The organism is Paraburkholderia sp. BR10954 (genome assembly GCF_040965775.1).
GTDB lineage: Bacteria > Pseudomonadota > Gammaproteobacteria > Burkholderiales > Burkholderiaceae > Paraburkholderia > Paraburkholderia youngii.
On the sequence record NZ_JBFRCK010000001.1, the window covers coordinates 488,525 to 513,965 of the forward strand.

General features: G+C 65.6%; 27 protein-coding genes and 1 pseudogene. 13 read left to right on the plus strand and 15 right to left on the minus strand.

Translation table 11 applies throughout. The annotated features are described in order from the left end of the window. Nucleotides 1-13: 13 nt before the first annotated feature. The gene (locus tag AB4Y34_RS02295) at nucleotides 14-1,009 is read right to left on the minus strand and encodes a LysR family transcriptional regulator (protein WP_368715111.1); all 996 of its coding nucleotides are present in this window, start codon (nucleotides 1,007-1,009) and stop codon (nucleotides 14-16) included. Between the two features lie 121 nt (nucleotides 1,010-1,130). Between AB4Y34_RS02295 and rhaM the strand changes: the two are divergent. From rhaM to rhaS, 6 genes and pseudogenes are all read left to right on the plus strand, one after another. Further along, nucleotides 1,131-1,447, plus strand: a pseudogene (rhaM, locus tag AB4Y34_RS02300) (L-rhamnose mutarotase). 8 nt (nucleotides 1,448-1,455) lie between these two features. Beyond that, entirely contained in the window at nucleotides 1,456-2,349 is an 894-nt protein-coding gene (locus AB4Y34_RS02305; protein ID WP_368715112.1) for an amidohydrolase, read from the plus strand. Between the two features lie 48 nt (nucleotides 2,350-2,397). Beyond that, nucleotides 2,398-3,927, plus strand: coding sequence for a sugar ABC transporter ATP-binding protein (locus tag AB4Y34_RS02310; RefSeq protein WP_176381749.1), 1,530 nt, complete (start codon nucleotides 2,398-2,400; stop codon nucleotides 3,925-3,927). Next, nucleotides 3,924-4,979 (plus strand): ABC transporter permease, encoded by a 1,056-nt coding sequence (locus AB4Y34_RS02315; protein ID WP_176381746.1) that lies wholly within the window; start codon nucleotides 3,924-3,926, stop codon nucleotides 4,977-4,979. Before AB4Y34_RS02310 ends, AB4Y34_RS02315 begins: the two co-directional genes overlap by 4 nt. Next, a complete protein-coding gene (locus tag AB4Y34_RS02320) occupies nucleotides 4,972-5,997 on the plus strand; it encodes an ABC transporter permease (protein WP_368715113.1) in 1,026 nt (341 codons plus the stop codon). Before AB4Y34_RS02315 ends, AB4Y34_RS02320 begins: the two co-directional genes overlap by 8 nt. 79 nt (nucleotides 5,998-6,076) lie before the next feature. Further along, nucleotides 6,077-7,087, plus strand: coding sequence for a rhamnose ABC transporter substrate-binding protein (gene rhaS / locus AB4Y34_RS02325; protein WP_176123923.1), 1,011 nt, complete (start codon nucleotides 6,077-6,079; stop codon nucleotides 7,085-7,087). 88 nt (nucleotides 7,088-7,175) lie between these two features. Here the strand turns inward: rhaS and AB4Y34_RS02330 are convergent, their stop codons facing one another. The 3 genes from AB4Y34_RS02330 to AB4Y34_RS02340 all read right to left on the minus strand — a co-directional run bounded on the left by AB4Y34_RS02330 (nucleotide 7,176) and on the right by AB4Y34_RS02340 (nucleotide 10,456). Then, nucleotides 7,176-8,327, minus strand: a complete 1,152-nt coding sequence (locus AB4Y34_RS02330; RefSeq protein WP_368715114.1) for a CmpA/NrtA family ABC transporter substrate-binding protein — start codon at nucleotides 8,325-8,327, stop codon at nucleotides 7,176-7,178. Between the two features lie 7 nt (nucleotides 8,328-8,334). Beyond that, the gene (locus tag AB4Y34_RS02335; RefSeq protein ID WP_176106212.1) at nucleotides 8,335-8,910 is read right to left on the minus strand and encodes an ANTAR domain-containing response regulator; all 576 of its coding nucleotides are present in this window, start codon (nucleotides 8,908-8,910) and stop codon (nucleotides 8,335-8,337) included. A gap of 301 nt (nucleotides 8,911-9,211) precedes the next feature. Further along, a complete protein-coding gene (locus AB4Y34_RS02340; protein ID WP_368715115.1) occupies nucleotides 9,212-10,456 on the minus strand; it encodes a cyanate transporter in 1,245 nt (414 codons plus the stop codon). Between the two features lie 204 nt (nucleotides 10,457-10,660). Here AB4Y34_RS02340 and AB4Y34_RS02345 point away from each other — a divergent pair, with 204 nt between their 5' ends. Next, complete coding sequence (locus AB4Y34_RS02345; protein WP_368715116.1) at nucleotides 10,661-11,413, plus strand: GntR family transcriptional regulator; 753 nt, start codon at nucleotides 10,661-10,663, stop codon at nucleotides 11,411-11,413. A gap of 210 nt (nucleotides 11,414-11,623) precedes the next feature. Here AB4Y34_RS02345 and infA read toward each other — a convergent pair whose 3' ends face one another. From infA to AB4Y34_RS02360, 3 genes are all read right to left on the minus strand, one after another. Then, complete coding sequence (infA, locus tag AB4Y34_RS02350) at nucleotides 11,624-11,902, minus strand: translation initiation factor IF-1 (RefSeq protein ID WP_008924062.1); 279 nt, start codon at nucleotides 11,900-11,902, stop codon at nucleotides 11,624-11,626. A 135-nt stretch (nucleotides 11,903-12,037) separates the two neighbouring features. After that, complete coding sequence (locus AB4Y34_RS02355; protein WP_368715117.1) at nucleotides 12,038-12,319, minus strand: hypothetical protein; 282 nt, start codon at nucleotides 12,317-12,319, stop codon at nucleotides 12,038-12,040. 503 nt (nucleotides 12,320-12,822) lie between these two features. Beyond that, the gene (locus AB4Y34_RS02360; protein ID WP_176106207.1) at nucleotides 12,823-13,041 is read right to left on the minus strand and encodes a hypothetical protein; all 219 of its coding nucleotides are present in this window, start codon (nucleotides 13,039-13,041) and stop codon (nucleotides 12,823-12,825) included. 237 nt (nucleotides 13,042-13,278) lie between these two features. Here AB4Y34_RS02360 and AB4Y34_RS02365 point away from each other — a divergent pair, with 237 nt between their 5' ends. Genes AB4Y34_RS02365 through AB4Y34_RS02375 form a run of 3 tightly spaced genes read left to right on the plus strand, consistent with a single transcriptional unit; the run spans nucleotide 13,279 to nucleotide 14,440 of the window. Continuing rightward, a complete protein-coding gene (locus tag AB4Y34_RS02365; RefSeq protein ID WP_026228479.1) occupies nucleotides 13,279-13,923 on the plus strand; it encodes a transcriptional regulator in 645 nt (214 codons plus the stop codon). A 58-nt stretch (nucleotides 13,924-13,981) separates the two neighbouring features. After that, nucleotides 13,982-14,224 (plus strand): DUF1653 domain-containing protein, encoded by a 243-nt coding sequence (locus tag AB4Y34_RS02370; RefSeq protein ID WP_176381731.1) that lies wholly within the window; start codon nucleotides 13,982-13,984, stop codon nucleotides 14,222-14,224. 21 nt (nucleotides 14,225-14,245) lie between these two features. Beyond that, nucleotides 14,246-14,440: a YqaE/Pmp3 family membrane protein gene (locus AB4Y34_RS02375; protein ID WP_368715118.1), complete on the plus strand. Its 195-nt coding sequence runs from the start codon at nucleotides 14,246-14,248 to the stop codon at nucleotides 14,438-14,440. A 60-nt stretch (nucleotides 14,441-14,500) separates the two neighbouring features. On the opposite strand, the gene AB4Y34_RS02380 is transcribed toward AB4Y34_RS02375, so the two are convergent. After that, nucleotides 14,501-14,809 carry a 2Fe-2S iron-sulfur cluster-binding protein gene (locus AB4Y34_RS02380; RefSeq protein WP_176106205.1) on the minus strand — a complete coding sequence of 103 codons (309 nt, stop codon included), beginning with the start codon at nucleotides 14,807-14,809 and terminating at the stop codon, nucleotides 14,501-14,503. A gap of 305 nt (nucleotides 14,810-15,114) precedes the next feature. Here AB4Y34_RS02380 and AB4Y34_RS02385 point away from each other — a divergent pair, with 305 nt between their 5' ends. After that, complete coding sequence (locus AB4Y34_RS02385; protein WP_013092011.1) at nucleotides 15,115-15,405, plus strand: DUF1488 domain-containing protein; 291 nt, start codon at nucleotides 15,115-15,117, stop codon at nucleotides 15,403-15,405. A gap of 25 nt (nucleotides 15,406-15,430) precedes the next feature. On the opposite strand, the gene AB4Y34_RS02390 is transcribed toward AB4Y34_RS02385, so the two are convergent. The 7 genes from AB4Y34_RS02390 to AB4Y34_RS02420 form a co-directional block, all read right to left on the minus strand. Then, the gene (locus tag AB4Y34_RS02390; protein ID WP_176381727.1) at nucleotides 15,431-15,964 is read right to left on the minus strand and encodes a cytochrome b; all 534 of its coding nucleotides are present in this window, start codon (nucleotides 15,962-15,964) and stop codon (nucleotides 15,431-15,433) included. A gap of 123 nt (nucleotides 15,965-16,087) precedes the next feature. Then, nucleotides 16,088-17,389 (minus strand): NCS2 family permease, encoded by a 1,302-nt coding sequence (locus AB4Y34_RS02395; RefSeq protein ID WP_176106203.1) that lies wholly within the window; start codon nucleotides 17,387-17,389, stop codon nucleotides 16,088-16,090. A gap of 161 nt (nucleotides 17,390-17,550) precedes the next feature. After that, entirely contained in the window at nucleotides 17,551-18,045 is a 495-nt protein-coding gene (locus AB4Y34_RS02400) for a YaiI/YqxD family protein (protein ID WP_176106202.1), read from the minus strand. 139 nt (nucleotides 18,046-18,184) lie between these two features. After that, complete coding sequence (locus AB4Y34_RS02405) at nucleotides 18,185-18,451, minus strand: DUF4148 domain-containing protein (protein ID WP_176106201.1); 267 nt, start codon at nucleotides 18,449-18,451, stop codon at nucleotides 18,185-18,187. Nucleotides 18,452-18,677: 226 nt separating this feature from the next. Further along, nucleotides 18,678-19,448 carry a slipin family protein gene (locus AB4Y34_RS02410; RefSeq protein WP_176123913.1) on the minus strand — a complete coding sequence of 257 codons (771 nt, stop codon included), beginning with the start codon at nucleotides 19,446-19,448 and terminating at the stop codon, nucleotides 18,678-18,680. Then, a complete protein-coding gene (locus AB4Y34_RS02415; protein ID WP_368715119.1) occupies nucleotides 19,445-21,115 on the minus strand; it encodes a nodulation protein NfeD in 1,671 nt (556 codons plus the stop codon). Before AB4Y34_RS02415 ends, AB4Y34_RS02410 begins: the two co-directional genes overlap by 4 nt. Nucleotides 21,116-21,199: 84 nt before the next feature. After that, nucleotides 21,200-22,246 (minus strand): AraC family transcriptional regulator ligand-binding domain-containing protein, encoded by a 1,047-nt coding sequence (locus AB4Y34_RS02420; protein ID WP_368715120.1) that lies wholly within the window; start codon nucleotides 22,244-22,246, stop codon nucleotides 21,200-21,202. A gap of 221 nt (nucleotides 22,247-22,467) precedes the next feature. Between AB4Y34_RS02420 and AB4Y34_RS02425 the strand changes: the two genes are divergently transcribed. Next, entirely contained in the window at nucleotides 22,468-23,601 is a 1,134-nt protein-coding gene (locus AB4Y34_RS02425; RefSeq protein ID WP_368715174.1) for an acyl-CoA dehydrogenase family protein, read from the plus strand. A gap of 112 nt (nucleotides 23,602-23,713) precedes the next feature. Next, nucleotides 23,714-25,405, plus strand: a complete 1,692-nt coding sequence (locus AB4Y34_RS02430) for an AMP-binding protein (protein ID WP_368715121.1) — start codon at nucleotides 23,714-23,716, stop codon at nucleotides 25,403-25,405. Nucleotides 25,406-25,441: the final 36 nt, after the last annotated feature.

The following is a 25,441-nucleotide window of genomic DNA, read 5'->3' on the forward strand; positions in this document are numbered from 1 at the left end:
CGCGATGCGGACGTCAATTGACCGTGGCGGGCGCAGTCAGCGTGCCGGGTGCGATGGCGGGATTGTCGCGCGCGAGGTTGCGCGAGAAGCCGCGCAGCAGCTCGATCAAGCGCAGCGCCGGCTCGGCGAGCGGCTCTTCCTTGCGCGTCAGAATGCCGAAACCCGCGAGGCTCTTGCCGATTTCCAGCGGCAGCGCGACGAGCAGGCCGCCGCGCACATGATCGCGCACGACCGATTCCGGCAGCATCGCGACCGCATCGTAGTTTTCGAGCAATTGCAGCGTCGCGAAGATCGACGCGCATTCGGTCAGATTGACTGGCGTGGCGAGCCCCGCGCGCGCGAGTTCTTCCTCGAACAGCACGCGTGCCGGACTCGTGATCGGCTGCGCCACCCACGGCCACGCAACCAGTTCGCGCAATGTGATGCGCGTGCGCCGCGCGAGCGGATGCACGGCGCGCACGACGAGCAGCAGCGTTTCGCGCGCGAGCGGCTCGAAACTGAAGTCGTTGTGCTGCAAAGGATCGGTCAGGCGCCCCAGCGCGAGATCGACCTCGCGGCGATGCAGCAATTGCACGACCTGGTCGCTCGTTTCGCCGAGGATGCGCACGTTGAGCAGCGGGCTTTCGGTCTTCAGCACGGCGACCGACATCGCCAGCAGATCGGGCGCGGCGCCCATGATCGCGCCGACGGTCAATTGCCCGTGACCGCCGCGGCGTTTGACATCGAGGTCTTCGGCGAAGCGTGTGAGTTCGGCAAGCGCGCGGCGCGCGTAAGCGAGCGTGACGACGCCGAGCGGCGTCGGCGTCATGCCGCGGGCGTTGCGCTCGAACAGCAGAAAGCCGAACGCTTCCTCGATATCGCCGAGCATGCGGCTCGCGCTCGGTTGCGCGACGTTGACGGCCTCGGCGGCCTGATGCAGGTTGCGGGTGTCGTCGAGCGCGACGAGCAGGGCGAGGTGCTTGAACTTGAGACGATTGACCAGTGCGACGGCGGCTGAATGTTGGCTCATGGTGCCAGGAGAGGTGCCCGTGCGATTCGGTTTATGGATCGCCCAATCCCAACAACGGATTGAGAGGCTATCGATGCAGGAATTATAGTCGTTCGAAGAAGTCGACAGGAGACAGGCCGCAATGGAGACGATCGCTTTCCGGATGGTGCTGAACCCCGGCATGCGCGAAGAATACGAACGGCGTCACACGGAGATCTGGCCGAGCTCGTTGACGCATTGCACAACGCCGGCGTGCGCGACTACCGCATCTTCTTCGACCCCGACACGCATCATCTTTTCGCGGTGCTTTCGCGCACCAGCGATCACACGATGGAACAGTTGCCGCAACTCGACGTGATGCGCAAATGGTGGGATTACATGGCCGACATCATGCAGACCGCGCCCGATCACACGCCGCTGTCGCAGACGCTCGAACCGGTCTTTCATCTCAGTCACTGAGGTGCCGCATGCAGGTTGTCGATTCGCATATCCATCTGTGGGATCTGAAAACGCATCGCTATCCGTGGCTGGAGAATCCGGGCGTGTCGTTCGTCGGCGATGCGCGGGAGCTGAAGCATGACTATCTGCTCGAGCATCTGCTCGGTGAAGCGGGCGACATCGACGTGCTGAAGCTCGTGCACGTCGAAGCGAATCACGATCCGGCCGATCCCGTCGAAGAAACGCGCTGGTTGCAGTCGATCGCGGATCGCGACGCGTCGCGCGGCATGCCGAATGCGATCGTCGCCGCTGTCGATCTGTCCGCGCAGAACGCACCGGCGTTGCTCGAAGCGCATGCGTCGTTCGCGAATACGCGCGGCATCCGGCAGATTCTCAACGTGCACGACAACAAGCTGTTCGATTACGTCGGCCGTCACTATATGCGCGAGCCGCAGTGGCTCGAGCATTTCGCATTGCTGCGCCGGTTCGATCTGTCGTTCGACCTGCAAATCTATCCGTCGCAGATGGAAGAGGCGGCCGCGCTCGCGCGTGCGCATGCGGACACGCTGTTGATCGTCAATCATGCGGGCATGTTCGTCGATCGCAATAGCGTGGCCGGTTATCGCGCGTGGCGCGATGGCATGCGCTTGCTGGCGGCCTGTCCGAACATCGCGGTGAAGATCAGCGGACTCGCGATGTTCGATCATCACTGGACCGTCGAAAGCCTGCGCCCGTATGTGCTCGAAACGATCGATACGTTCGGCGTCGAACGCGCGGTGTTCGCGTCGAACTTTCCGGTCGACCGGCTGTTCGGTTCGTATACGGATTTGTGGCACGCGTATGCGTCGATCGTTGGCGATGCGAGCGAGGCTGAGAAAGACGCGCTGTTTCGGCGTAACGCGGAACGGTATTACCGGATCTGACGCGCCGCCGCGTCGAGCAGAACACAGCCGCAAAAAAGGAGACACGCAGTGCAGCCATCCCCATCCGCGGTGCCGCGACTCGAATTGCGGCACGCGAGCAAATCCTTCGGCCGGGTGCGCGCGCTGTCCGACGGCGACCTCGTGCTGTGGCCCGGCGAGGTGCATGCGCTGCTCGGCGAGAACGGCGCGGGCAAATCGACAGTCGTGAAAATTCTCGCCGGCGTGCATCAGCCCGATGCCGGCGAATTGCTGCTGAACGGCGAGCCGCGCCGCTTCGCGACGCCCGCGGAAGCCCGTGACGCCGGACTCGCGGTCATCTATCAGGAGCCGACGTTGTTCTTCGATCTGTCGATCGCGGAGAACATCTTCATGGGCCGGCAGCCGGTCGATCGCTTCGGCCGCATCCAGTACGACGCGATGCATCGCGAAGTGGACGGACTGCTTGCATCGCTCGGCGTCGAACTGCGCGCGGATCAACTGGTGCGCGGTCTGTCGATTGCGGATCAGCAGGTGATCGAAATTGCCAAGGCGTTGTCGCTGAACGCGAGCGTGCTGATCATGGACGAGCCGACGGCCGCGTTGTCGCTGCCCGAAGTCGAGCGGCTGTTCGCGATCGTGCGCAAGCTGCGCGAACGGGACGTCGCGATTCTGTTCATCACGCACCGGCTCGACGAAGTGTTCGCGCTGACGCAGCGCGTAACGATCATGCGCGACGGCGCGAAAGTGTTCGACGCACTGACCGCCGATCTGAGCACCGACGCGATCGTCGCAAAGATGGTCGGCCGCGATCTGGAAACGTTCTATCCGAAGGCCGATTGCACGCCAGGCGAAGTGCGTCTGTCGGTGCGCGGCTTGACGCGCATCGGCGTGTTCAAGGACGTCTCGTTCGACGTGCGCGCGGGCGAGATCGTCGCGCTCGCGGGTCTGGTCGGCGCGGGGCGCAGTGAGGTCGCGCGCGCGATCTTCGGTATCGATCCGCTCGATGCGGGCGAAGTGTGGCTGTCCGGCAAGCGGCTCGACGCCGGCAAGCCCGCGGCCGCGGTGCGTGCCGGGCTCGCGCTGGTGCCGGAGGATCGTCGCCAGCAAGGCTTGGCGCTGGAACTGAGCATCGCGCGGAATGCGTCGATGACGGTGCTCGGACGGCTCGTGCGGCATGGTCTCATTTCGACGCGCAGCGAAACGCAGCTCGCGAACAAGTGGGGCACGCGGCTGCGTCTGAAAGCCGGCGACCCGAATGCGCCGGTCGGCACGCTGTCGGGCGGCAACCAGCAGAAGGTCGTGCTCGGCAAATGGCTCGCGACCGGCCCGAAAGTGCTGATCATCGACGAACCGACACGCGGCATCGACGTCGGCGCAAAAGCCGAGGTCTACAGCGCGCTGGCCGAACTCGTACGCGACGGCATGGCCGTGCTGATGATTTCGAGCGAGTTGCCCGAGGTGCTCGGCATGGCCGATCGCGTGCTCGTGATGCACGAAGGCCGCATCAGCGCGGAGATCGCGCGCGCCGACGCCAACGAGGAGCGGATCATGGGCGCCGCGCTCGGTCAGGGACTCTCACCCTTGGGACGTGCAGCATGATGCGCCATTCGACCCATCCCGCGCCGGTCCAGCAATCGCTGCCGAAACGTTCGGCCGCTTCGTCGGGTGGTCTCGTCGCGAGCATCGCGAAGAGCCGCGAAACCACGTTGTTCGTCGTGCTGATTTTGCTGATCGCGGGGACCGGGCTTGCGAAGCCGCAGTTCCTGAACCTGCAGAATCTGCGCGACGTGCTGCTGAACGTGTCGATCATCGGTCTGCTGACGGCGGGCATGACCGTCGTGATCCTGATGCGGCATATCGATCTGTCGGTCGGCTCGACGGTGGGTGTCAGCGCGTATGCGGTGGGGAGTTTGTATGTTGCGTTCCCGCATATGCCGGTGCTCGTCGCGCTGGCCGCGGGACTCGCGATCGGGCTCGTCGCGGGCGGCATCAATGCGCTGCTGGTCGCGGTGGGGCGCGTGCCTTCGCTCGTCGCGACGCTGTCGACGCTGTACATCTTTCGCGGCGCCGATTACGCGTGGGTGCACGGCGGGCAGATCAACGCGACCAGTCTGCCCGACGCGTACTCGCGGCTCGCGACCGGCACGCTGTTCGGCATCCCGACGCTCGCGCTGATTGCGGTCGTCGTGCTTGCCGGCCTGTCGGTGTATCTGAAGCAGTTTCGCGGCGGTCGCGAGCACTACGCGATCGGCTCGAATCCGGAGGCCGCTCGGCTCGCGGGCGTCAACGTCGAGCGTCGCGTGATGTCGGGCTTTTTGTTGTCCGGCGCGATTGCGGGCTTCGCGGGCGCGTTGTGGCTCGCGCGCTTCGGCACCGTCGATGCGAGCACCGCGAAGGGCATCGAATTGCAGGTCGTCGCGGCGGCGGTGGTCGGCAGCGTCGCGATCACGGGCGGCGTCGGCACTATCCTCGGCGCGACGCTCGGTGCGCTCGTGCTCGGCGTGATCAGCATCGCGCTGGTCGTGCTGCACGTGTCGCCGTTCTGGGAGCAGGCGATCCAGGGCGCGCTGATCGTCGCCGCGATCGCCGCCGATACGCTGCTGGCCCGCTCCGTCGCCAAACGGATGATGAGGAAACGCGATCATGGCTAAACCCGATTCCGCGCTGCTCACGCGCAAGCGCGAAACGCCGCTGCAATGGGAAGTATTGCTGGTGATCGTGCTGATCGTGTCGCTGGTGTTGGGGCGCTGGCTGTCGCCGGTGTTTCTGACCGGCGCGAACCTGAGCAACGTGTTCGCCGATCTGACCGAGATTGCGCTGATGGCGCTGCCGATGACGCTGATCATCGTCGCGGCCGAAATCGATCTGTCGGTCGCGTCGGTGCTGGGCGCATCGAGCGCGTTGATGGGCGTGCTGTGGCACATGGGTCTGCCGATGCCGGTCGTGATCGTGCTGGTCCTGATCGCCGGCACGTTGGCGGGTCTGCTGAACGGCCTCGTGATCGTCAAACTGAACCTGCCGTCGCTCGCGGTCACGATCGGTACGCTCGCGCTGTTTCGCGGTCTCGCGTATGTGCTGCTCGGCGATCAGGCAGTCGCGGATTTTCCGGCCGCGTATACAGCGTTTGGCATGAACACGCTTGGGCCCACGTTCATTCCGTTTCCGTTCGTGATCGTGATCGTCGCGGCCGTGCTGTTCACCGTGCTTTTGCAAGACACCGCGTACGGCCGCAGCCTCTATGCGATCGGCGCGAATCCGACCGCCGCCGCGTTCTCCGGCATCGAAGTCGCGAAGATCCGTTTGCGCCTGTTCGTGATGTCGGGTCTCGTCAGCGCTCTCGCGGGCATCGTCTATACGCTGCGCTTCACCAGTGCGCGGGGCGATAACGGCGAGGGCTTCGAGCTATCGGTGATCGCGGCGGTGCTGTTCGGCGGCGTCAGCATCTTCGGCGGACGCGGCTCGATGGTCGGCGTGCTGTTGTCGCTGCTGATCATCGGCGTGCTCAAAAACGCGTTGACGCTCGACGACGTATCGAGCGAAACGCTGACCATCGTGACCGGCGTGCTGCTGCTCGCGTCGGTGCTGATTCCTAACCTCGTCGCGCGCTGGCGTGCGGCGCGCGACCGGCGTTTCATCGCGAAGTCCGCAGCAGCGTCTTCTTCATCCTAGTGGTCACCGTTCGTACGAAGCTCCCAAGGACCGATAACCCGGATCCCTCTCTGTCCAACAACAACGCAGGAGACACTTCATGTTCAAACCTCTACGTCACACCGGCATGGCCGCGCTATGCGCCGCGTTGCTCGCGATCAGCTGCGGCGGCGCGTTCGCCGCGGACCTGAAAAGCGGGCTGAAGATCGCGTTCGTGCCGAAGCAGATCAACAACCCGTACGAAGTGATCGCCGACGACGGCGGCCTCTCCGCGATCAAGGAGTTCGGCGGCGTGGGCAAGGCGGTGGGGCCGTCGGATGCGGGAGCATCGTCGCAGGTGTCGTACATCAATACGCTGATCACGCAGCACCAGGACGCGATCGTGATTGCCGCGAACGATGCGAACGCGGTCGTGCCGTATCTGAAGAAAGCGATGGGGCAGGGCATCAAGGTCGTCACGTTCGATTCCGATACCGCGCCCGAAGGCCGCCAGTTGTTCGTCAATCAGGCGAACGCGGAGGGCATCGGCCGCGGTCAGGTGCAACTGGTCGCGAAGCTGATGGGCGGCGAGGGCGAGTTCGCGATCCTGTCGGCGACGCCGAACGCGACCAACCAGAACACGTGGATCAAGTGGATGCAGGAGGAACTGAAGAAACCGGAGTACTCGAAGATCAAGCTCGTCAAGATCGCGTACGGCAACGACGACGATCAGAAGTCCTTCGTCGAAACCCAAGGCCTGCTGCAGGCGTATCCGAACCTGAAGGCGATCGTCGCGCCTACGACGGTCGGCATCGCGGCGGCGGCGCGTTATATCTCGTCGTCGTCGAGCAAGGGCAAGGTCGCGGTGACGGGCCTCGGCACGCCGAACCAGATGCGCGCGTTCGTGAAGAACGGCACCGTGACCGCATTCCAGCTGTGGGACCCGAGCGAGCTCGGCTATCTCGCCGCGTACGCGGCGGCCTCGCTCGCGTCGGGCAAGATTTCGGGTAAGGAGGGCGAATCGTTCGACGCCGGCAAGCTCGGCAAGCGCACGATCGGCGCGCAAGGCGAAATCATTCTCGGACCGCCGACCACGTTCGATGCGAGCAATATCGACAAGTACAACTTCTGAGCCCCGGCGACGCCGACTGTCCACTTGACCGCCGTTGGCGGCGCGTGGGCAGCTAGCGCATCAGTACGAGCGTTCGTGTGCGGTCTGCTCAGCGGCGGATCGCGAAACGCTGTCCGTACGCGGCGGGCGATGATCCGCTTCCCCACACCTCGCCATCGATCAATTCCCTTGTCACATCCTCGCCAGGCACCCGCACATTCACGCGCGCGGCGGCCTCGCGATACAGCTGCGTCTGGTTGATGCGCTCGGCGATCGCTTCGTAATCGTCGCGCGCATCGATGATCCCCCAGCGCTCGAACTGCGTAAGGAACCACGCGCCTTCGATTGGATGCGGATAGTTGACCGCGCCGTCGTCGAAGAAACGCATCGGCAGGCGGCGCGGGTGCGCCGTGTCGACGTGGTCACCAAGGCGCGTCGCGATCAGCGATTCGTCGATACCGATGTAATCGGGCCGCGCAAGCCAGCGCGCGATCTCGTCGCGATGCCCGGCGCCGTCGAGCCAGCGGCACGCTTCGAGCACGGTCTGCACGAGCGCGCGCGTCGTGCGCGGATGCGCGTCGACGAAATCGCGTCGGCAGGCGAGCACTTTCTCCGGATGCTCGGGCCACACCTCGCTGGTATAAGCGATGGTTCTGCCGACGCCGTGCGCCTCGGCCATCGCATTCCACGGCTCGCCGACGCATAGACCGTCGAGCCGGTCTTCGGCGAGCGCCGCGACCATTTGCGGCGGCGGGATCGCGACGCTGTCGATGTCGCGCAACGGATCGACGCCTTGCGCCGCGAGCCAGTAGTACAGCCACATCGCGTGCGTGCCGGTCGGGAAGGTGTGCGCGAACACCGGCTTGCGGCCGAGTGTCGCGAGCGCCTCGCGCAAAGTCCCGTGCTTCGCGAGCGCCTCGGCGAGCCGATTCGACAGCGTGATCGCCTGGCCGTTGCGGTTCAGCACCATCAGCACGGCCATGTCGGTGCGCGGTCCGCCGAGGCCGAGCTGCACGCCATACACAAGCCCGTAAAGCGCGTGTGCGGCGTCTAGATCGCCCGACAGCAGCTTGTCGCGCACGGCGGCCCACGACGGCTGGCGGCACAGTTCGAGCGTGAGTCCGTGCGCATGGCCGAACTCGAGCAGCTTCGCGGCGATCAGCGGCGCCGCGTCGGACAACGCGACGAAGCCCAGCCGCAGATGGGTCTTTTCAGGCAGCTCGGCAGAGGCCGCCGCGGTGACGGAAGTGGCTGGATTCATGAGCGCATCATTTGAGCGAGCCGGCCGACGCGACGACCTCGCGCGCGACCTCGGCGAGTTTGACGCCCTGGTTCATCGCGCGTTTGCGCAGACTCGCGTAGGCGGCTGGTTCGGTAAGTTTCTGCTGATCCATCAGCAGGCGTTTCGCGCGATCGATCAGCTTGCGCTCGGCCAGTTCGTTTTCGGCCTGCGCCAGCCGCTCGCGCAATTGCGACTCCTGCGCGAAACGCGCTAGCGCGACTTCGAGGATCGGCGCGAGCCGCTCGGTCGCGAGGCCTTCGACCAGATACGCGGTGACGCCCGCGTTGACCGCTTCGCGGATCAGTTGCTGGTTCGCGTCGTGGCTGAACATCAGCACGGGGCGCGGCGCGGTCGCGTGCATCACGGCGAGTTGTTCGAGCGTATCGCGCGACGGCGACTCCGTATCGATGATGATCACGTCGGGCCGCTCGTCCTGCACCGCGCGATGCAGCGCCTGCGGCGTCGCGGTGCCGGCCAGCATTTCGCAGCCGAGACAGGCGAGCGCGTCGCGCAGATCGCCGATGGGTTTGTCGGTGTCGGTGACAAGGAGAACGCGCAGCATGGAGTCAGGGGAAGGGACATCTGACTACCGGTAAAGCAATGGATATGCCAGTCACCGCGCGACGGGGATTGGCGACGTGTGTGAACAGCGTTGCGCGTAAACGGCGCGGGCCGATTGGGATTTTCTTGCGGGCGAGGGCTGCGAATCATCCGCGAACGAGGTGTGCGGCCACGTCGGTCGCGCTGCACCGGCGCGGGGCACGCGGGACAGCGGACGCCCGATGCACCGAAGCGGCGCATCGCGTAGGAAACGGTCGAAGGCTCAAAGGCTCAAAGGCTCAAAGGCTCAAAGGCTCAAAGCCTCAAAGCCAGCGCGAATAACTGCGTGGAGAAAACAGCAAGGTCACCGCCATCATCGCGGCGATGCAGCCGCCGAGCATGATCCACGCGACGGCGAACCCGCCGCTCCAGCCGCGTACGATGCCGGCGACGAGCGGCGTGACGGCCGCGACGATAAAGCCGACGCCCTGCGTGAACGCGACCAGCGGGCCGGCCACGCGATGATCGCTCGAATGATCCATCGCGGTCACGAGCGTCAGCGAAAACACGCCGCCGAGCCCCGCGCCCGCGATACCGACCCACAGCAGCGGCGCGGCGTCGGGCTGTGCGATCAGGCCCAGAACGCCAGCCAGTTGCGCCGATAGCCCGAGCAGCAACCACGGTCGGCGATCGCGGAACGACGCGGCGGCCAGCGGCAGCAGCAACGCCGACGTGGCCTGAAAGACCGTCATCGCGGCGAGCAGCGAGCCGCTCGCTGAGACGCTCATGCCGCGCTGCTGATAGAACGCCGGCAGCCACGCGACCAGACTCGTATAACCGCCGTTGACGATGCCGAAGTACAGGCCGAGCGTCCACGCGCGCTGAGTGGTCCACGGCGAGAACGCCGGCGCGGGCGCGGCAGAGGTGCGCACGGCGATGTGGACCACGGCATGCCGCCGCGTCAACAGCCACCAGCCCGTGAGCGCGACGCAGGCCGGCAGCGCCCACACCGCGAGCCCCGCATGCCAGGAATGCATCGCGCGGCTGACCCACGGAGTCAGACTCGCGCCGAGGCCGCCGCCGCCCATGATCGACGCGGAGAACACGCCCATCGCGAGTGGCACGCGGGCGTGGAAACGCTGCTTGATGACGGCGGGCAGCAGCGCCTGAATCGCGGCGACGCCGGCGCCCGCAAGCAGCGCCGTCGAGAGCAGCAGCGTGAAGCCGCTCGACGCCAGCCAGCGCGCCGCGCATGCAAGCGCGATCGCGACGAGGCCGAGCGCCACTCCGCGCGTTTCGCCGACGCCGCGCGTCAACGCCGCCGCGCCGAATGCGCCGACGCCCATCGCGACGACCGGCAGGCTGGTCAGCAATGACGCGCCGTAGAAGCTCAGGCCGGTCGCGTCGCGAATCGTCGTCATCAACGGGCTGATCGAGGTCAGCAATGGCCGCAGATTGATGCCGATCACGACGATCGCGCCGAGCCACGCGAGGTCGTGCCATGTGAGCGCGGCGCGGGCGCGGTTTGCGGAGGTACTGTGGGGAGTAGCGCTGGTGGGCAAATTCATGGCGAGCCTGAGAGCCGGACTGCGGAAAACCTTGCAGTCTCCGTTTTGGTCAACCATAGTAACAGAACATGGTTAACCATTTGCGCGAATGTCCCGTATAAGCGGCGGCGTAGCCAGGCAGATTGGCGTCGTGCGCGGGGCATCGCTAGAATGCTGCGGCGTTGTTCCGTTCTTTGTTATCCACCGTCCACGGTCACTGAAATCATGGCTGCGCGTTCCCCGCGTTCTTCCTCCGCTTCCTCCGCTTCATCCGCTTCATCCGCTTCATCCGCAAGCGGCGACGCCTCGCCGAGCGTCGAAGAGCGCATTTATGCGTCGATTACCTCGGCCCTGCTGCAGGGGCGTTTGCGGCCCGGTGCGCAACTGGTCGAGCGCGATCTCGCGGCCGCGTTCGGCTGCACGCGCGGCGCGCTGCGCAAGGTGCTCGCGCGGCTAGGCTTCGAGGGCAAGCTCGTGCTCGAGGCGAATCGCGGCGCGTTCGTGCCGTCGCCGTCGGAGGAGGATATTCGTCAGGTGTATCGGGCGCGGCAGATCGTCGAGGCGGGCATCGTCGCATCGCTTTGCGATGCGCTGAGCGCCGCGCATAAACGGCGCTTGCGCGCGCATGTGCGCAGCGAGGAAAAGGCACTGCGCGCGGGCGCCATCGATGAATCCGTGCGCCTCGCGGGCCAGTTTCACGTGCTGCTGACGGAACTGGCGGGCGGCACCGAGTTGCTTGGACTGGTCGGGCAACTGGTCGCGAAGACCGAGCTGTACAAGGCGCTGTTCGATCCGTCGAAGGGTTCGAGTTGTTCCGCCGATGAGCATGCGCGGATCATCGACGCACTCGATGCCGGCGACCTGCAAGCCGCGTTGACGGCAATGCGCGAGCATCTGTCGGAGCTGGAGGAGCGGGTGGTCGAGCAGGTGCGCAAAAGCGCGGATGGGGAGGATCTGGGGGCGGTGTTCGGAGTTTAGCGAGACGCTGCGACGTGGGTGGGTCGCCGAAGCGGCGCGCCGCCAGATTTCAGTCAAGACGCCGCGCGTTCGTCCGAGCAGAACGCGGAGCCGAAGGTGGGGCGCGAGTCTGTACGGCCTCGCGCTGACTCTCGAGGTTCGGGCGGGCTGCCCGCGTCACCTGCAATGCAATGGCATCGCAGGTACGCAGGGCGGCGCCGTCATCACTGCTTATCTGCGCCGCGCACCCTGCGACGCCGGTCGTGGCGCACCGCCACCGCTCGGGCGTTCGTCCTTGTGGCGGAAATTGATCCGCCCCTTGGTCAGGTCGTAGACCGACATTTCGAGCGTCACGCGATCGCCCGCGAGAATACGGATATGGTTCTTGCGCATCCGTCCGGACGCATAAGCGCCGACCACGACGCCGTTGTCGAGCGTCACGCGGTAGCGGCTATCCGGAAGCACTTCGTCGACGATACCGTCAAGTTCAATCAGTTCTTCTTTCGCCATGCATCACTCCTGGTCGATGGGATAAAGGGGAAATCGGCCGCGGGCATTGCGAGCGGCGCGACTGTGGATTCGTTGGAAAAGCAGCGGCGCCCAAACGCACGCTGCGCGACATGAGTGACGCGCCGATGACGCCGCTCAAAGATCGCTGACCGATTGACCGCTCACCTGGCCGTCGATCAGCCGTTCCGCGTGCGCCATGCACGCGATGCGCGCCTTGCCCATGCCGTCGAACGGAAACAGATACTGCAGACGGAACACCCGGCCGTCGGCCGCCGGATTGGCGCCGACGCGGCAGATCCGCACCGATGCGTCGTAACCGGCGCCAGGATTGCGCGTCGCTTGCGCGCCCGGCGGGCGGCGCGGATAAACGAGCGGGTGAATTTCGTAACCTTTGTAGGTCTTGACTGCTGAATTCATGAAAACGTGTCCTGTATTGCGTGGTCCGCGCGCCGCGTGCGGGGCGCTGCTTCCGGCAACGTCTGCTCGAGGCGTCGCGACGCGGACCGGCGGCGCAGCACCCGATGGGCGCGCCGCGATGAAAATGGTTGGCACAGGCCTGCTAGACCCGGCGGCTCAATGACAATGGCTCGAGCGGTCGCGCGAAAACGCGGATTCGACCGAAAACGCTGAAGCGGCGCGCCAATTCGTGCGCCGGACGCATGATGCTGAACGACCGCTCGGTGTACTTCTCGCGGCGGCGAATGCGGACGGCGCATTGCCGGAGTGACGGGATCGCCGATAAGGGGCGGTCGAACTGTCGGGGGTGGTGCGGAGATGCCGGGTTGAGACTGCCTGGTGCTGCCAGTGCTATATGGGTGCGAGGTGCAACTATTGCAATATGATGCCTGAAATAGGGCTGATTGGATAGTGCAAACTTCAGTGCACGGCCGGAACGGCCGCCTGGCAGGGCATTGCGGGCGTCAGCGCGACGTCTCGGCGACGCGCTTCTGCAATTCGCGCGCGGCCGCCAGCGGCAAGCGCGCATCGTCCCAGCCGGCCAGCCATTCGACTTCCTTCGCCGTGAAGACCTGACCATAGTTGCGCAGTGCGTACTGCAGCGAATCGATGACGTGATTGCGAATGATCTCAGGCGTACGCGTGTCGTCGAGCACGGCGCGAAGCGCTTCGAGTGTGGCCATCGGTCGGCTCCGTTCGGTTGGATGTCGGTGGTTCAGCGTTTATCGCACGAAAAAAATGCGCTCGCGAGGTGGACAAAATTGCCGTCCGGCGGCGATTCGCGGCGCCAGCGCGAGGCCGCTACAATGGCGGCTTCCTGAATGGCGGACCGAGCGTGCGCGCCGAAGCCTGCTGCTGGCATCTGGCATCGTCGGCATTCGCGATCGCGCGCCGCCTCCTTCGAACCTCGCGTTTTTTCCTTGCGCAACCCGAACGTGTCTCCTGTCAAAGACCTGCTGTTAAAGCGCTACGCGCCGATTGCCGACGGCATCGCCGCGCTGCTCTATCCGTGCGCCGAAGTGGTGATTCACGATCTGCGCGATCAGACCATCGCGTATCTGGCGAACAATCTGTCGCGGCTCGAGGTGGGCGCGCCGTCGGTGCTCGACGACGCGCACTTCGCGGCGCGCGGCCAGACCATCGGTCCCTACGAGAAACTGAACTGGGACGGGCGCCGCATGCGCTGCGTGAGCAACATCCTGCTCGACGACGATGGCAAGCCCGCCGGCATCCTGTGCGTGAACTTCAACATCGCGGTGTTCGAAGACGTGCGCTCGACGCTCGATCTGTTCATCAAGGGCGGCACGATGACGGACGCGCCAGGCGACGATCTGTTCCGCGACGACTGGCAGGACCGCATCAACACGTATCTGCACACGTGGTTGCGCGACCGGCAGATCGGCATCAATGCGCTGACGCGCGAGCACAAGCGTGAAATCGTCGAAGCGCTGCACGCGCAGGGCGCGTTTCGTGGCCGCAGCTCGGCGAACTACGTGGCCGCGGTGCTGACGATGGGTCGCGCGACCGTCTACAAGATCCTGAAGCAGATGAAAGAGGGCGGCTGAGCTCAGGCGCTCGGTGCTTGAAAATGCTTCGATGACGCCCAAAATAAGGACATACGCGATGCGCTACCGACACTACAAAGGCGGCCTTTACGAACTGGTCTGCGAGGCCACGCTCGAATCGGATCCGACGGTCACGATGATCGTCTACAAGGCGGCCAATGGTACGATCTGGACCCGTCCAGCGACGGTGTTTTTCGAGCTGGTCGAGCAGGACGGCGTCAAGGTGCCGCGCTTCGCGCCGCTCGATGAGTTCAACAACGAAGCAGATGCGTCCCTCTCGGACTACCGCATGCTGCCTTAACGACAGGAACAGGAAAACCGAATGCGCCTTTTGCTTGCCATCATTCTGCCGTGGTTGCAGTTTTTCACGATCGGCCGTCTGTTTGCGGGCATCATCTGCCTGATTCTGCAAATCACGGTGATCGGCTGGGTGCCGGCGGCCATCTGGTCGGTGTATGCGCTGAGCCAGTACAACACGGACAAGAAAATCGCCCGCGCGATGGGCAATGGGCGGTAACACGCGGCGTCTGAAGCGTCCGCGAGTGTGGGCGCGTCGCGCTCACGCTCGCGCCATCATTCACCCCACCGGTATCACGACCGCATCCGGCACTTCGATCACCACGTCGGTTTCCGCGATCGCCACGCACGGCAGGATATAACCGTCCGCCTTTTCCTCACGGCTCACACCGGGCCATTCAATCGAATAGCGCACACGCCCGGACGTCATCCGGCACAAGCATGTGCGGCAGGTGCCGTTGCGGCACGAACGCGGCAAACGCAGATTCGCGAAAGCGGCGGCTTCGAGAATCGTCAGCGAATCGGGCGCTTCGAAGCTCTGGCCGAGCGGTTCGACGCGAACTACAGGCGGGCGGGTGGGGGCGGACATCGTGCAGGTTAATCACTTGGTGCGCGACACTTTACACGGGATCGGGCACCGCTTGATACCGCGCTGCAACATAGGCAAATCAGTCGCGTTGTCAAGAAAAAATCGGGGAAATCTTGCACCTGGCCCGAACTCGTCTAAAGTGAATCAATTCACCTCCGCGTGGCGCGAACTGACTATGCCGCGTTGAGATGACGGCCCGCGTCGACTGCATGGGACAAGGAGGAACGAGCGGCTGGCGCGATAGCAAGCAATCAGCGCGTGCATTACCCGAGCGCATCGTACGCGCACTCTTCCAGGTGACTCCCATGCAGATCCAATTTCCGAACGAAGCCCCTGAATATTCAGGTCGCGAACTTACCTTGGCGTTTCCGGCAATGGTCGATGGGCAGAGGGTGGAGTGCATGATCACCGCGGAAGCGCTCGAGGATCACTTCGGCGCCGCGTCCCCCCGGCAGGAGGACATGATCGTTGCGTTCGACACGCACCGGCCGCGCATCGAGGCCGCCACGCGCCGGCTGTTGTCGGAAACGCGCGCGCAGTGTCTCGTGCTCAGAAGCGGCTACGTGCGTTTTTATGAGGCGAACTGGCGTAACTGACTGCACGCAGCCAACCCCATCGCTTTCAAATGATCCGCCGCAGCGCCCGATCCTTGAACACCACATGGTGCGCGATGGCCGCGAGCGCATGCAGTCCGATCACCCAATAGAACACGTTGCCGAGCCACTCGTGTGCGTCCTTCAACAGCGGCCGCGCGATCGAATCCGCACGCACCAGCGTGAAGCTGATGTCCGTCCACGCGAGCGATACCGGCCGCCCGCCCGCGTTGACCATCAGGATACCGAGCAGCGGCTGCGCGAAGATGAACACATAGAGCGCGAGGTGCGCGGAGCGCGCGACAAAAGCGAGCAGCCGGTTGTTTTCGAGTTCCTCGGGCGCGCCGGCCCACAGTCTCCAAAGCAGCCGCAGCACAGCCAGCACGAGCACCAGCGTGCCCGCCCAGAAATGCACGCCGGTCCAGAACTCGCGGCCGTCGGAGCCGCGCGGTCCGCGGATTTCGATGGCCAGATAGGCCAGCGCGACCAGCAGAAAAATCATCCAGTGGAAGAAAATCGCGGGCCTCGTGTAGCGGTCCGTCGTGCGGTTATATGAGGACATGGCGGCTCCTGGGGGCGACCCGATCTATCGCGACCCGATCGATCGTCGTTCGAAACATCGGATGATAAACGTTCGCCGAACCCGACGACACTTTCGACCACGCAACCGAACCGCGCGAGGTCCTCACTCGCTGCCGAGATAGAAATACCGGAACAGGAAAATCGCCGCGATGATCCACACGACCAGCTTCACCTGGCGCGCCTGGCCCGTCAGCAGCTTGAGCGCCGCGTACGAGATGAAGCCGAACGCGACGCCGTTCGCGATCGAGTAGGTGAACGGCATCAGCAGCGCGGTCAGCGCGGCCGGCACGACTTCGGTCGCGTCGTCCCACGGCAGGTCGACCAGTTCGCGCAGCATCAGGCACGACACGTACAGCAGCGCGGGCGCGGTCGCATACGGCGGCACCACTTCGGCGAGCGGCGCGAAAAACAGCGCCGCGACGAACAACAAGGCGACCGTGATCGCGGTCGCGCCGGTACGGCCGCCGGCCTGCACGCCGGACGCGCTTTCGATATACGCGGTCGTCGACGACGTGCCGAGCATCGAGCCGGCGAGAATCGCGGTGCTGTCGGCGAGCAGCGCGCGATTCAGCCGATGCATCTTGCCTTCGACGAGCAGCCCCGCGCGGTTCGCGACGCCCATCAGCGTGCCGGTCGCATCGAACAGCTCGACGAGGAAGAACACCAGTACCACGTTCAGAATGCCGCTCGACAGCGCGGTGCGGATATCGAGCTGGAACAGCGTCGGCGCGATCGACGGCGGCATCGACAAGACGCCGTGAAACTGGTTGCCGCCAAAGAAAAAGCTCAGGATCGTCACGCCGACGATACCGATCAGGATCGCCCCGCGCACGCGCAGATGATCGAGCGTGACGATGCCGAAGAAGCCGATCGCCGCGAGCACGACGTGCGCGTCGTGCAGATTGCCGAGCGTGACGAGCGTGGCCGGATTGCCGACCACGACGCCGGCCGACTTCAGCGAAATGATCGCGAGAAAGAGGCCGATACCGCCGGTGATCGCGATCCGGATCGAATGCGGGATGCCCTTGACGATCACCTCGCGCACGCGGAACAGCGTAACGATCAGGAACAGGCAGCCGGAGATGAACACCGCGCCGAGCGCGGCCTCCCACGTGTAGCCCAGGCCCTTGACGACCGTGTACGCGAAGTACGCGTTCAGGCCCATGCCGGGCGCGAGCGCGATCGGGTAGTTCGCGTACAGACCCATGATCAGAGACGCGAGCGCGGACACGATGCAGGTCGCGACGAACACCGCGCTCTTCGGCATGCCGGCGTCGCCGAGAATCGCCGGGTTCACGAAGATGATGTAGGCCATCGTCAGGAAGGTGGTCACGCCGGCTAGCACCTCGGTGCGCAGGTTGGTGTCGACGGCGTCGAAGCCGAAGTAGCGTTTGATCGAGTCCATGTGGCGGGTTTTCTCTTTCGTCGTTCGGAAAGTGTTTTTGTGATTGAGGCAGTCGCCGCGCAGCCCGGCAAAACGGGGCGCGGCGATGTTACGGCGGAATTGTAAACACCAACGGCGGCGCCTCGTCGATTGCGGCTGCGCCGGCAGCCCTCTCGGGCCCGTCAGGCGGGCGGTTTGCCGGGCGACTGTGGCGCCGGCACATCACCGCGCGGCGCATGACGCGCGAGCCAGCGATCGAGTTCGCCAGCAAACGTCTTGCCATCCCGCGCGCTGAAGGCGGACGGACCGCCCGTGTCGACGCCGCTCGCGCGCAACTGGTCGAGCATCGAGCGCATGCGCAGCCGTTCTTCGATCGTGCCGGGCGTGAACCAGTTGCCGCGCGGATCGAGCGCGTGGGCATTTTTTGCCAGCACGGCGGCGGCCAGCGGGATGTCGCCGGTGATCACGAGGTCGCCCGCGACGACGCGCTCGACGATCAGCTGATCGGCGGCGTCGAAGCCGGCCGGCACCTGGATCGCGCGGATCAGCGGCGACGGCGGCACGCGCAGGAACGCGTTGGCGACCAGCGTCAGCGGCATGCCGGTGCGGCGCGCCGCGCGATAAAGCATGTCCTTGACGACGGCCGGGCAGGCGTCGGCATCGACCCAGATTGGCATGGTGCGGATTCCGGCTAGGTGCGGCTGGTTTGCTGCGTGGGGGGTGGAGGGACGGGATGATACCTTGCCGCGACGCAAAGGGTTTCCCTGCCGCCCGCGGCGGGCGGCATTCAGGCTGCGGGTGCGGCAGCGACTGCTTTTACTGCACTGTCGTCGGTTCGAGGCCTTGCCGCTCTGCGCGGCGTTGCGCGACGATCCGGCCGGCTTCCTGCGCGTTCTCCGGATAGTTGACCCAGTCGTTCGGATCGTAGCCGGCGGCAAGCCATTCGATGAGTTCGGCGCGGACCTGGGCGCGCGTTTTCGGCGCCGACGGGTCGTTGGGCTGCATCACCGCTTGCGCGTAGACGGTGCTGATACTCACGGCGGCAACCAGCGCGCCGAGTCCAATGCGGGAGAACAGATTCATGGCGGGCTCCTGCGGAGCGGAAAAACAGCCGGGCCTGGTCGTTTTTCGGTGCGCGCCTGGTGAGGCGGAAAAAAGCAGCGCACCATTTCTGCCGGCGGATCGAACCCGCCGCGAGCCGAGTTCCCCACGGAGCGCAAGCAACGCGGAAGCGGGCGGGTTTGGCTAAAACTTCAAAATTTCGGCGCTAGTCGATGCCAAATGGGCGTCCTGACAAAATCTCGTCCTATCACGTCGAAGGCTTGTTGAACCGTTCCATCACCGCGCTCACCAGGTCGACCGGCAGCGGAAACACGATCGTCGAGTTCTTGTCGGCGGCGATCGTCGTCAGCGTCTGCAAATAGCGCAGCTGCATCGCCTGCGGCTGGCGCGCCAGCGTCTGCGCCGCTTCGAGCAGCTGCCTCGACGCCTGCAACTCGCCTTCCGCGTGAATCACCTTGGCGCGCCGTTCGCGCTCGGCCTCAGCCTGACGCGCGATCGCGCGGATCATCGTTTCGTTGATATCGACGTGCTTGATCTCGACGATCGACACCTTGATGCCCCACGCATCGGTTTGCGCGTCGAGCACCTTCTGGATGTCGGTGTTCAGCTGCTCGCGCTCGGACAGCAGCTGGTCGAGGTCGTGCTTGCCGAGCACCGCGCGCAGCGTCGTTTGCGCCAGCTGGCTGGTCGCCTCGAAGTAGCGCGCGACCTGGATCACCGCCTTCTCCGGATCGACGACGCGGAAATACACGACCGCATTCACCTTCACCGACACGTTGTCGCGGGTGATTACGTCCTGTGTCGGCACGTCGAACACGACGGTGCGCAGATCCATCCGCACCGCCTGCTGCACGATCGGAATGATCAGCACCAGTCCGGGCCCCTTGACCTTCCAGAAGCGGCCGAGCATGAACACGACGCCGCGCTCGTACTCGCGAAAAATCCGCACCGACGACGCGATCAGCACGGCCACGAGCAGGATGAGGATGCTGCCGAAGCCGAATGTGAAGCCGATCATGAGGGTTCTCCTTGTCCTTGTATTGGGGCGGCCGGTTTGACGGGCACCACGGTCAGCGTGAGCCCGTTGCGCGCCGTGACGCGCACGCTCTGCCCCGGCGCGGCCGGCGTCGTGCTCGACACGCGCCAGCGCTCGCCGTGCACGCGCGCCCAGCCGCCCAGCGGGCCGCTGGCCGAGTGTTCGGGTTCGGGCAGCAAGCCGCCGTCCAGCACCACGCCGACGCAGCCGATCAGCGCCTCCGAGCCCGTCACGACCGGCCGGCGCCGCGCGCGCAGCGCGAGCCGCGACACGCCGAGCACGAACGCGACGCTGAACACGACGACCGCGGCGATCAGCGGCAGCGGGATGCCGTAGCCAGGCACATCGGTATCCATCAGCATCATTGCGCCGACCACGAACGCGACCACGCCGCCGAAACCGAGCGAGCCGAAGGTCGGCAGGAATGCTTCGCCGATCAGAAAGGCGATGCCGAGAAAGATCAGCCCGAGGCCGACATAGCTGACGGGCAGCATCTGCATCGCGAACAGGCCGAGCAGCAGGCTGATCGCGCCGACCACGCCGGGCAGCACGAAGCCCGGATTGGCGAATTCGAAGAACAGGCCGTACATGCCGAGCATCAGCAGAATCAGCGCGACGCTCGGATCGGTGATCACGGCGAGGAAGCGGCTGCGCCAGTCGGGTTCGAGCGTGATCAGCGGCGCATGCGCGGTCTGCAGCGTGACGCTGCCGGCGCTCGTGACGACTGTGCGGCCGTTCAGCTGGCGCAGCAGGTCGGGCACGTCGCGCGCGACGATATCGACGACGTGCTGCGCGAGCGCTTCTTCATCGGACAGGCTGACCGCTTCGCGGACCGCGCGCTCGGCCCAGTCGGCGTTGCGCCCGCGCATCTGCGCGAGGCCGCGGATGTAGGCGGCGGCATCGTGGACCTGCTTGCGCAGTTCGGTCGATTGGGTGTCGAGCGGCAGCGCGCTGGCGGCTTCGGATGATGCGCCGGGTGCCGCAGGCGCGGACGTTGGCCCGGACGCGCCGCCGGGCAGCGTGCGCATGTCCGGCAGTCCCGGCGTGCCTGGAGTGCCTTGGGTTCCCGGTGTTCCAGGCGTGCCCGGCATTCCCGGCGGGCCGCCGCCACCGGGTGGCTCGTTGCCGCCGATGCCAATCTGGATCGGCGTCGCGGCGCCGAGGTTGGTGCCCGGCGCCATCGCCGCGATATGGCTCGCGTAGACGATGTAGGTGCCGGCGCTGGCGGCGCGCGCGCCGCTCGGCGCGATGAAGGTCGCGACCGGCACCGGGGAGGCGAGGATCGCCTTGATGATCTGCCGCATCGACGTGTCGAGTCCGCCGGGCGTATCGAGTTGCAGCACCGCGAGCTGCGCGTGCTGGCTCTCCGCGCGCTGTAAACCCCGCACGATGAAATCGGCGGTGGCCGGCCCGATCGCGCCGTTCACCGGAATCACCTCGACGCTGTTCGAGGTCGCGGCACCGACGTTGGCCGGTGTCGCCGCATTGGCCGCTTGCAGCGGCGCCAGCGCTCCGCACGTCGCGAAGCCGAGCGCGCATAGCACGCCGAGCACGGCGATGCCGCGCATCAAACGGCCCGCGATGCCGCCGCGGATAAGCGGCGTGCGCGGACCGGACTGCCGGAGCGGGAGACGCGGAGTCGTGTTCATCGCTGACGGCCGTCGCGCCAGCCGGTGCGAACCGGCGGCGCGGGCCCATACCTCGATCAAGGCTGGCCGGTTGCCGCTTAAAGATTAGTCCGATTCGGCGCGAAGCGTGAGATCGAGCCCCGTGGCCCGGGCCGGCCGATAGTCGGTCGGGCGCATGCCGGTCCATTTGCGGAACGCGCGATGAAACGCGCTCGGCTCGGCGAAGCCGACGGCGTTCGCGATATCGGCGATCGTGCGCTGTGTGCGCTGCAGTTCGGCAATCGCGATGTCGCGCCGCAGCGCGTCCTTGATCGACTGATACGTGTGGCCCTCCTGCTTCAGATGCCGCCGCATCGTCGCCTCGGCGACGTGCAGGCGCGCGGCCATCTGATCGGCCGCGGGCCAGCCAGACATCGGCAGTGCGCGCAGCGTCTTGCGCACGCGCGCGGCGAGCGAACCGGGATTGCGGTACTTGACGATGAAGCTGCCCGGCGCATCGCGCAGAAACGGACGCGCCGAGCGCGAAGTCTGGATCACCGGCAGCTCCAGAAACGCGGGGTCGAGATCGACGTACGACTCGGGCTCGTCGAAATGCATGTCTTCGCAGAACATCAGCCGGTATTCGTGCGCGGCCGGCGGCGCGGCGCAGCGAAAGCGCGCTTCGAGCAACGGAATGCGCCGGCCGACGAGCCAGCAGACGAGTCCGTACACGAGGATGAAATACGTCGCGTAAGTGAACATCGCCGGCTTGCGCGCGCCCGCGCGTTCGACGAACTTCAGGCGCACGCGCTCGGCCTCGGTGTCGATCGTCGCGCCGAGATCGTCGAGCACCAGCCGCATGAAGCCGACCGCGCGCGCGAGCGCTTGCGCGCCGTTGCGCGCGCCGAGCGCCATCTGCGTCATCGCGATGAAGCTGCCGCTTTTCATCGGATGCGAGTCCTGGCCGAAGAACTCGTCGTCGAGCGCGCGCGCGATGCCGGCCCACAGCGCGCCGTATTGCGCCGACGACACGCGGCTTTTCGGCGACGCGAGCATCGGCGCGGCGATGCCGGCCGCCTCGGCGAACGCTCGCGCATCGAGCCCGCGCGCCGTTGCGAGCGCGAGCGTTTCCTCGACGAGACTGACGGAGATCGTGCCTTTGTCGCTTTTCATCGGAATTCGGCTTCTCTTGCAAAAGCGCTCAGCATCGGTTGGCTCGTGGTTCGTGAAGCCCCTGAAATGACGAGGCTGCATGCACACGCATGGTAGCAGTATGGCAAAAGCGCTCAGCAAATGTGAGCGGAGCGAGCATCGAGTGGCGCGAGCCGCTTGCCTACACTTGCCGCATCACCGAGATCGCCAGCACCGCCGTCAGCACCCACGAGGACGCAGTCATGGACAGCTTCTACACCGACGAACAACGGATGATCCGCGACGCCGCGCGCGACTTCGCGACCGACTGTCTCGCGCCGCATGCGGCGCAATGGGATCGCGACGCGCAACTGCCGGCCGAGGTCGTCGCGCAGATGGGCGAACTCGGTTTTCTGGGCATGATGGTGCCGGCCGAGTGGGGCGGCTCCTACACCGACTACGTTGCCTACGCGCTCGCGCTCGAAGAGATCGCAGCCGGCTGCGCGGCCTGCGCGACGCTGATGAGCGTGCACAACTCGGTCGGCTGCGCGCCGATCCTGAACTTCGGCAGCGCTGCGCAGAAGGACCGCTATTTGCGCGACCTTGCCACTGGCCGCACGATCGGCGCGTTCTGCCTGACCGAGCCGCAGGCGGGCTCCGAAGCGAACAATCTGCGCACCCGCGCGCAGCTGCACGACGGGCAGTGGATTCTGAACGGCAGCAAGCAGTTCGTGACCAACGGCGCGCGCGCCGGGCTCGCAATCGTGTTCGCGGTCACCGATCCCGAGCGCGGCAAGCGCGGCCTGTCGGCCTTCATCGTGCCGACCATGACGCCGGGCTTCGACGTCGGCCGGCCGGAGCACAAGCTCGGCATTCGCGCGTCCGACACCTGTCCGATCTCGCTCGATCACTGCGCGGTGCCCGAGGCCAACCTGCTCGGCGAACCGGGCGAGGGTCTGCGCATCGCGCTGTCGAATCTCGAAGGGGGGCGCATCGGCATCGCCGCGCAGGCGGTCGGCATCGCGCGCGCCGCGTTCGATGCCGCGCGCCGCTACGCGAGCGAGCGCGAACAGTTCGGCAAGCCGCTGAAGGATCATCAGACCATCGCCAACATGCTCGCCGACATGGCGACGCGCCTGAACGCCGCGCGCCTGCTCGTGCATCACGCGGCGCGGCTGCGCTCGGCGGGGCGGCCGTGTCTGTCGGAGGCGTCGCAGGCGAAGCTGTTCGCGTCGGAGCTGGCCGAGGAGATCTGCTCGAACGCGATCCAGATTCATGGCGGCTACGGCTATCTGGAGGACTATGCGGTGGAGCGCCACTATCGCGATGCGCGCATCACGCAGATTTACGAAGGGACGAGCGAGGTGCAGCGGATGGTGATCGCGCGCCATGTTTGAAGGTGGCGTTTGAGCGCACAATAGCCTGGCCGTGGATGCTTCGTTGAAGCACCGCGGCAAGATGTCAGCGGAAAAAAAGACGAGCGCATCCCGCGCCAACCTGGAGACGACGATGACAGCAGCGAAAGCCTTTCTCGACGCGCGCGATCTGCTAGTGCGCCATCGCACCGACTACGAGCGCGCGTACCGCGAATTCACGTGGCCAGCGCTCGGCGAGTTCAATTGGGCGCTCGACTACTTCGACGCGATTGCGCGCGACAACGACAACCCCGCGCTGTGGATCGTCGACGATCCTTCCAGCGACGGTCTGCGTCTGTCGTACGCGCAGATGTCGGAGCGGTCGTCGCGGATGGCGAACTTTCTGCGCGGCGCGGGCGTCGGCCGAGGCGACCGTGTGCTGCTGATGCTGCCGAACCGCGTCGAGCTATGGGACGTGATGCTCGCTGCGATGAAGCTCGGCGCGATCGTGCTGCCCGCCACCACGCAGCTATCCGCCGACGACGTGCGCGACCGCGTGCAGATCGGCGGCGCGAAGTTCGCTGTGGTCGACAGCGCGGAGCTGGGCAAATTCGATGCGCTCGATGTGCCGCTCACGCGCTTCTCGGTCGGCGCGCCGCGCGACGGCTGGATAGATGTCGCCGCCGCGTACGAGGCGTCGCCGGACTTCACACCGGACGGCATCACCCACGCCAGCGATCCGATGCTGCTGTACTTCACGTCCGGCACCACGTCGAAGCCGAAGCTCGTCGAGCATACGCATCAGAGCTATCCGGTCGGGCATCTGTCGACGATGTACTGGATCGGCCTGCAACCCGGTGACATCCATTGGAACATCAGCTCGCCGGGCTGGGCCAAGCACGCGTGGAGCTGCTTCTTCGCGCCGTGGAACGCGCAGGCCTGCGTGTTCGTGTTCAACGTCCCGCGCTTCGTGCCGAAAGACACACTCGGCGCGCTGGTGCGCTTCAATGTGACCACGCTGTGCGCGCCGCCGACCGTCTGGCGCATGCTCGTGCAGGAGCCGCTCGGCGACTATCCGGTGAAGCTGCGCGAGATCGTCGGCGCGGGCGAGCCGCTGAATCCGGAGGTCATCGAGCGCGTCAAGCACGCGTGGGACATCATGATCCGCGATGGCTACGGCCAGACCGAGACGACCTGCCAGATCGGCAATTCGCCGGGCCAGCCGGTCGTGCCCGGCTCGATGGGGCGTGCGCTGCCGGGCTATAAAATCGAACTGCTCGATGCCGACGACCAACCCGTGACCGAAGGCGAAATCGCGCTGCCGCTCGCCGAACGGCCGCTCGGCCTGATGACCGGCTACGCGAACAATGCCAACGCGACCGCGCAGGCGATGCGCAACGGTTTCTATCGCACGTCGGATGTCGCGCTGCGTCGAAACGACGGCTACTACGTGTACGTCGGCCGCTCGGACGACGTGTTCAAGTCGTCCGACTATCGGCTGAGTCCGTTCGAACTCGAAAGCGTGCTGATCGAACACGAAGCGATCGGCGAGGCGGCCGTCGTGCCGAGCGCGGACGCGTTGCGTCTGTCGGTGCCGAAGGCGTTCGTCACCGTGCGTCAGGGCTATGAGGCCGGTCCCGAACTCGCGCGCGCGGTGTTCGCGTTCTCGCGCGAAAAACTCGCGCCATACAAGCGAATTCGTCGTCTGCAATTCAGCGAACTGCCGAAGACGATCTCCGGCAAGATCCGCCGCGTCGAGTTACGACGCCGCGAAATGGAGCGTGCGGCCGAACCCGCGCGTCTGCCCGACGAGTACTGGGAAGAGGATTTCCCCGACTTGCGTTGACTGTCTTCATTCCTCGCCATTGCTGGCTTTGCCGCC

Bases quoted from the DNA above. Each gene is read 5' to 3' on its own strand.
- AB4Y34_RS02295 (WP_368715111.1), bottom strand. From the start codon at position 1,009: ATGAGCCAACATTCAGCCGCCGTCGCACTGGTCAATCGTCTCAAGTTC.
- AB4Y34_RS02305 (WP_368715112.1), top strand. From the start codon at position 1,456: ATGCAGGTTGTCGATTCGCATATCCATCTGTGGGATCTGAAAACGCAT.
- AB4Y34_RS02315 (WP_176381746.1), top strand. From the start codon at position 3,924: ATGATGCGCCATTCGACCCATCCCGCGCCGGTCCAGCAATCGCTGCCG.
- AB4Y34_RS02320 (WP_368715113.1), top strand. From the start codon at position 4,972: ATGGCTAAACCCGATTCCGCGCTGCTCACGCGCAAGCGCGAAACGCCG.
- rhaS (WP_176123923.1), top strand. From the start codon at position 6,077: ATGTTCAAACCTCTACGTCACACCGGCATGGCCGCGCTATGCGCCGCG.
- AB4Y34_RS02330 (WP_368715114.1), bottom strand. From the start codon at position 8,327: ATGAATCCAGCCACTTCCGTCACCGCGGCGGCCTCTGCCGAGCTGCCT.
- AB4Y34_RS02335 (WP_176106212.1), bottom strand. From the start codon at position 8,910: ATGCTGCGCGTTCTCCTTGTCACCGACACCGACAAACCCATCGGCGAT.
- AB4Y34_RS02340 (WP_368715115.1), bottom strand. From the start codon at position 10,456: ATGAATTTGCCCACCAGCGCTACTCCCCACAGTACCTCCGCAAACCGC.
- AB4Y34_RS02345 (WP_368715116.1), top strand. From the start codon at position 10,661: ATGGCTGCGCGTTCCCCGCGTTCTTCCTCCGCTTCCTCCGCTTCATCC.
- infA (WP_008924062.1), bottom strand. From the start codon at position 11,902: ATGGCGAAAGAAGAACTGATTGAACTTGACGGTATCGTCGACGAAGTG.
- AB4Y34_RS02355 (WP_368715117.1), bottom strand. From the start codon at position 12,319: ATGAATTCAGCAGTCAAGACCTACAAAGGTTACGAAATTCACCCGCTC.
- AB4Y34_RS02360 (WP_176106207.1), bottom strand. From the start codon at position 13,041: ATGGCCACACTCGAAGCGCTTCGCGCCGTGCTCGACGACACGCGTACG.
- AB4Y34_RS02370 (WP_176381731.1), top strand. From the start codon at position 13,982: ATGCGCTACCGACACTACAAAGGCGGCCTTTACGAACTGGTCTGCGAG.
- AB4Y34_RS02375 (WP_368715118.1), top strand. From the start codon at position 14,246: ATGCGCCTTTTGCTTGCCATCATTCTGCCGTGGTTGCAGTTTTTCACG.
- AB4Y34_RS02380 (WP_176106205.1), bottom strand. From the start codon at position 14,809: ATGTCCGCCCCCACCCGCCCGCCTGTAGTTCGCGTCGAACCGCTCGGC.
- AB4Y34_RS02385 (WP_013092011.1), top strand. From the start codon at position 15,115: ATGCAGATCCAATTTCCGAACGAAGCCCCTGAATATTCAGGTCGCGAA.
- AB4Y34_RS02390 (WP_176381727.1), bottom strand. From the start codon at position 15,964: ATGTCCTCATATAACCGCACGACGGACCGCTACACGAGGCCCGCGATT.
- AB4Y34_RS02395 (WP_176106203.1), bottom strand. From the start codon at position 17,389: ATGGACTCGATCAAACGCTACTTCGGCTTCGACGCCGTCGACACCAAC.
- AB4Y34_RS02400 (WP_176106202.1), bottom strand. From the start codon at position 18,045: ATGCCAATCTGGGTCGATGCCGACGCCTGCCCGGCCGTCGTCAAGGAC.
- AB4Y34_RS02405 (WP_176106201.1), bottom strand. From the start codon at position 18,451: ATGAATCTGTTCTCCCGCATTGGACTCGGCGCGCTGGTTGCCGCCGTG.
- AB4Y34_RS02410 (WP_176123913.1), bottom strand. From the start codon at position 19,448: ATGATCGGCTTCACATTCGGCTTCGGCAGCATCCTCATCCTGCTCGTG.
- AB4Y34_RS02415 (WP_368715119.1), bottom strand. From the start codon at position 21,115: ATGAACACGACTCCGCGTCTCCCGCTCCGGCAGTCCGGTCCGCGCACG.
- AB4Y34_RS02420 (WP_368715120.1), bottom strand. From the start codon at position 22,246: ATGAAAAGCGACAAAGGCACGATCTCCGTCAGTCTCGTCGAGGAAACG.
- AB4Y34_RS02425 (WP_368715174.1), top strand. From the start codon at position 22,468: ATGGACAGCTTCTACACCGACGAACAACGGATGATCCGCGACGCCGCG.
- AB4Y34_RS02430 (WP_368715121.1), top strand. From the start codon at position 23,714: ATGACAGCAGCGAAAGCCTTTCTCGACGCGCGCGATCTGCTAGTGCGC.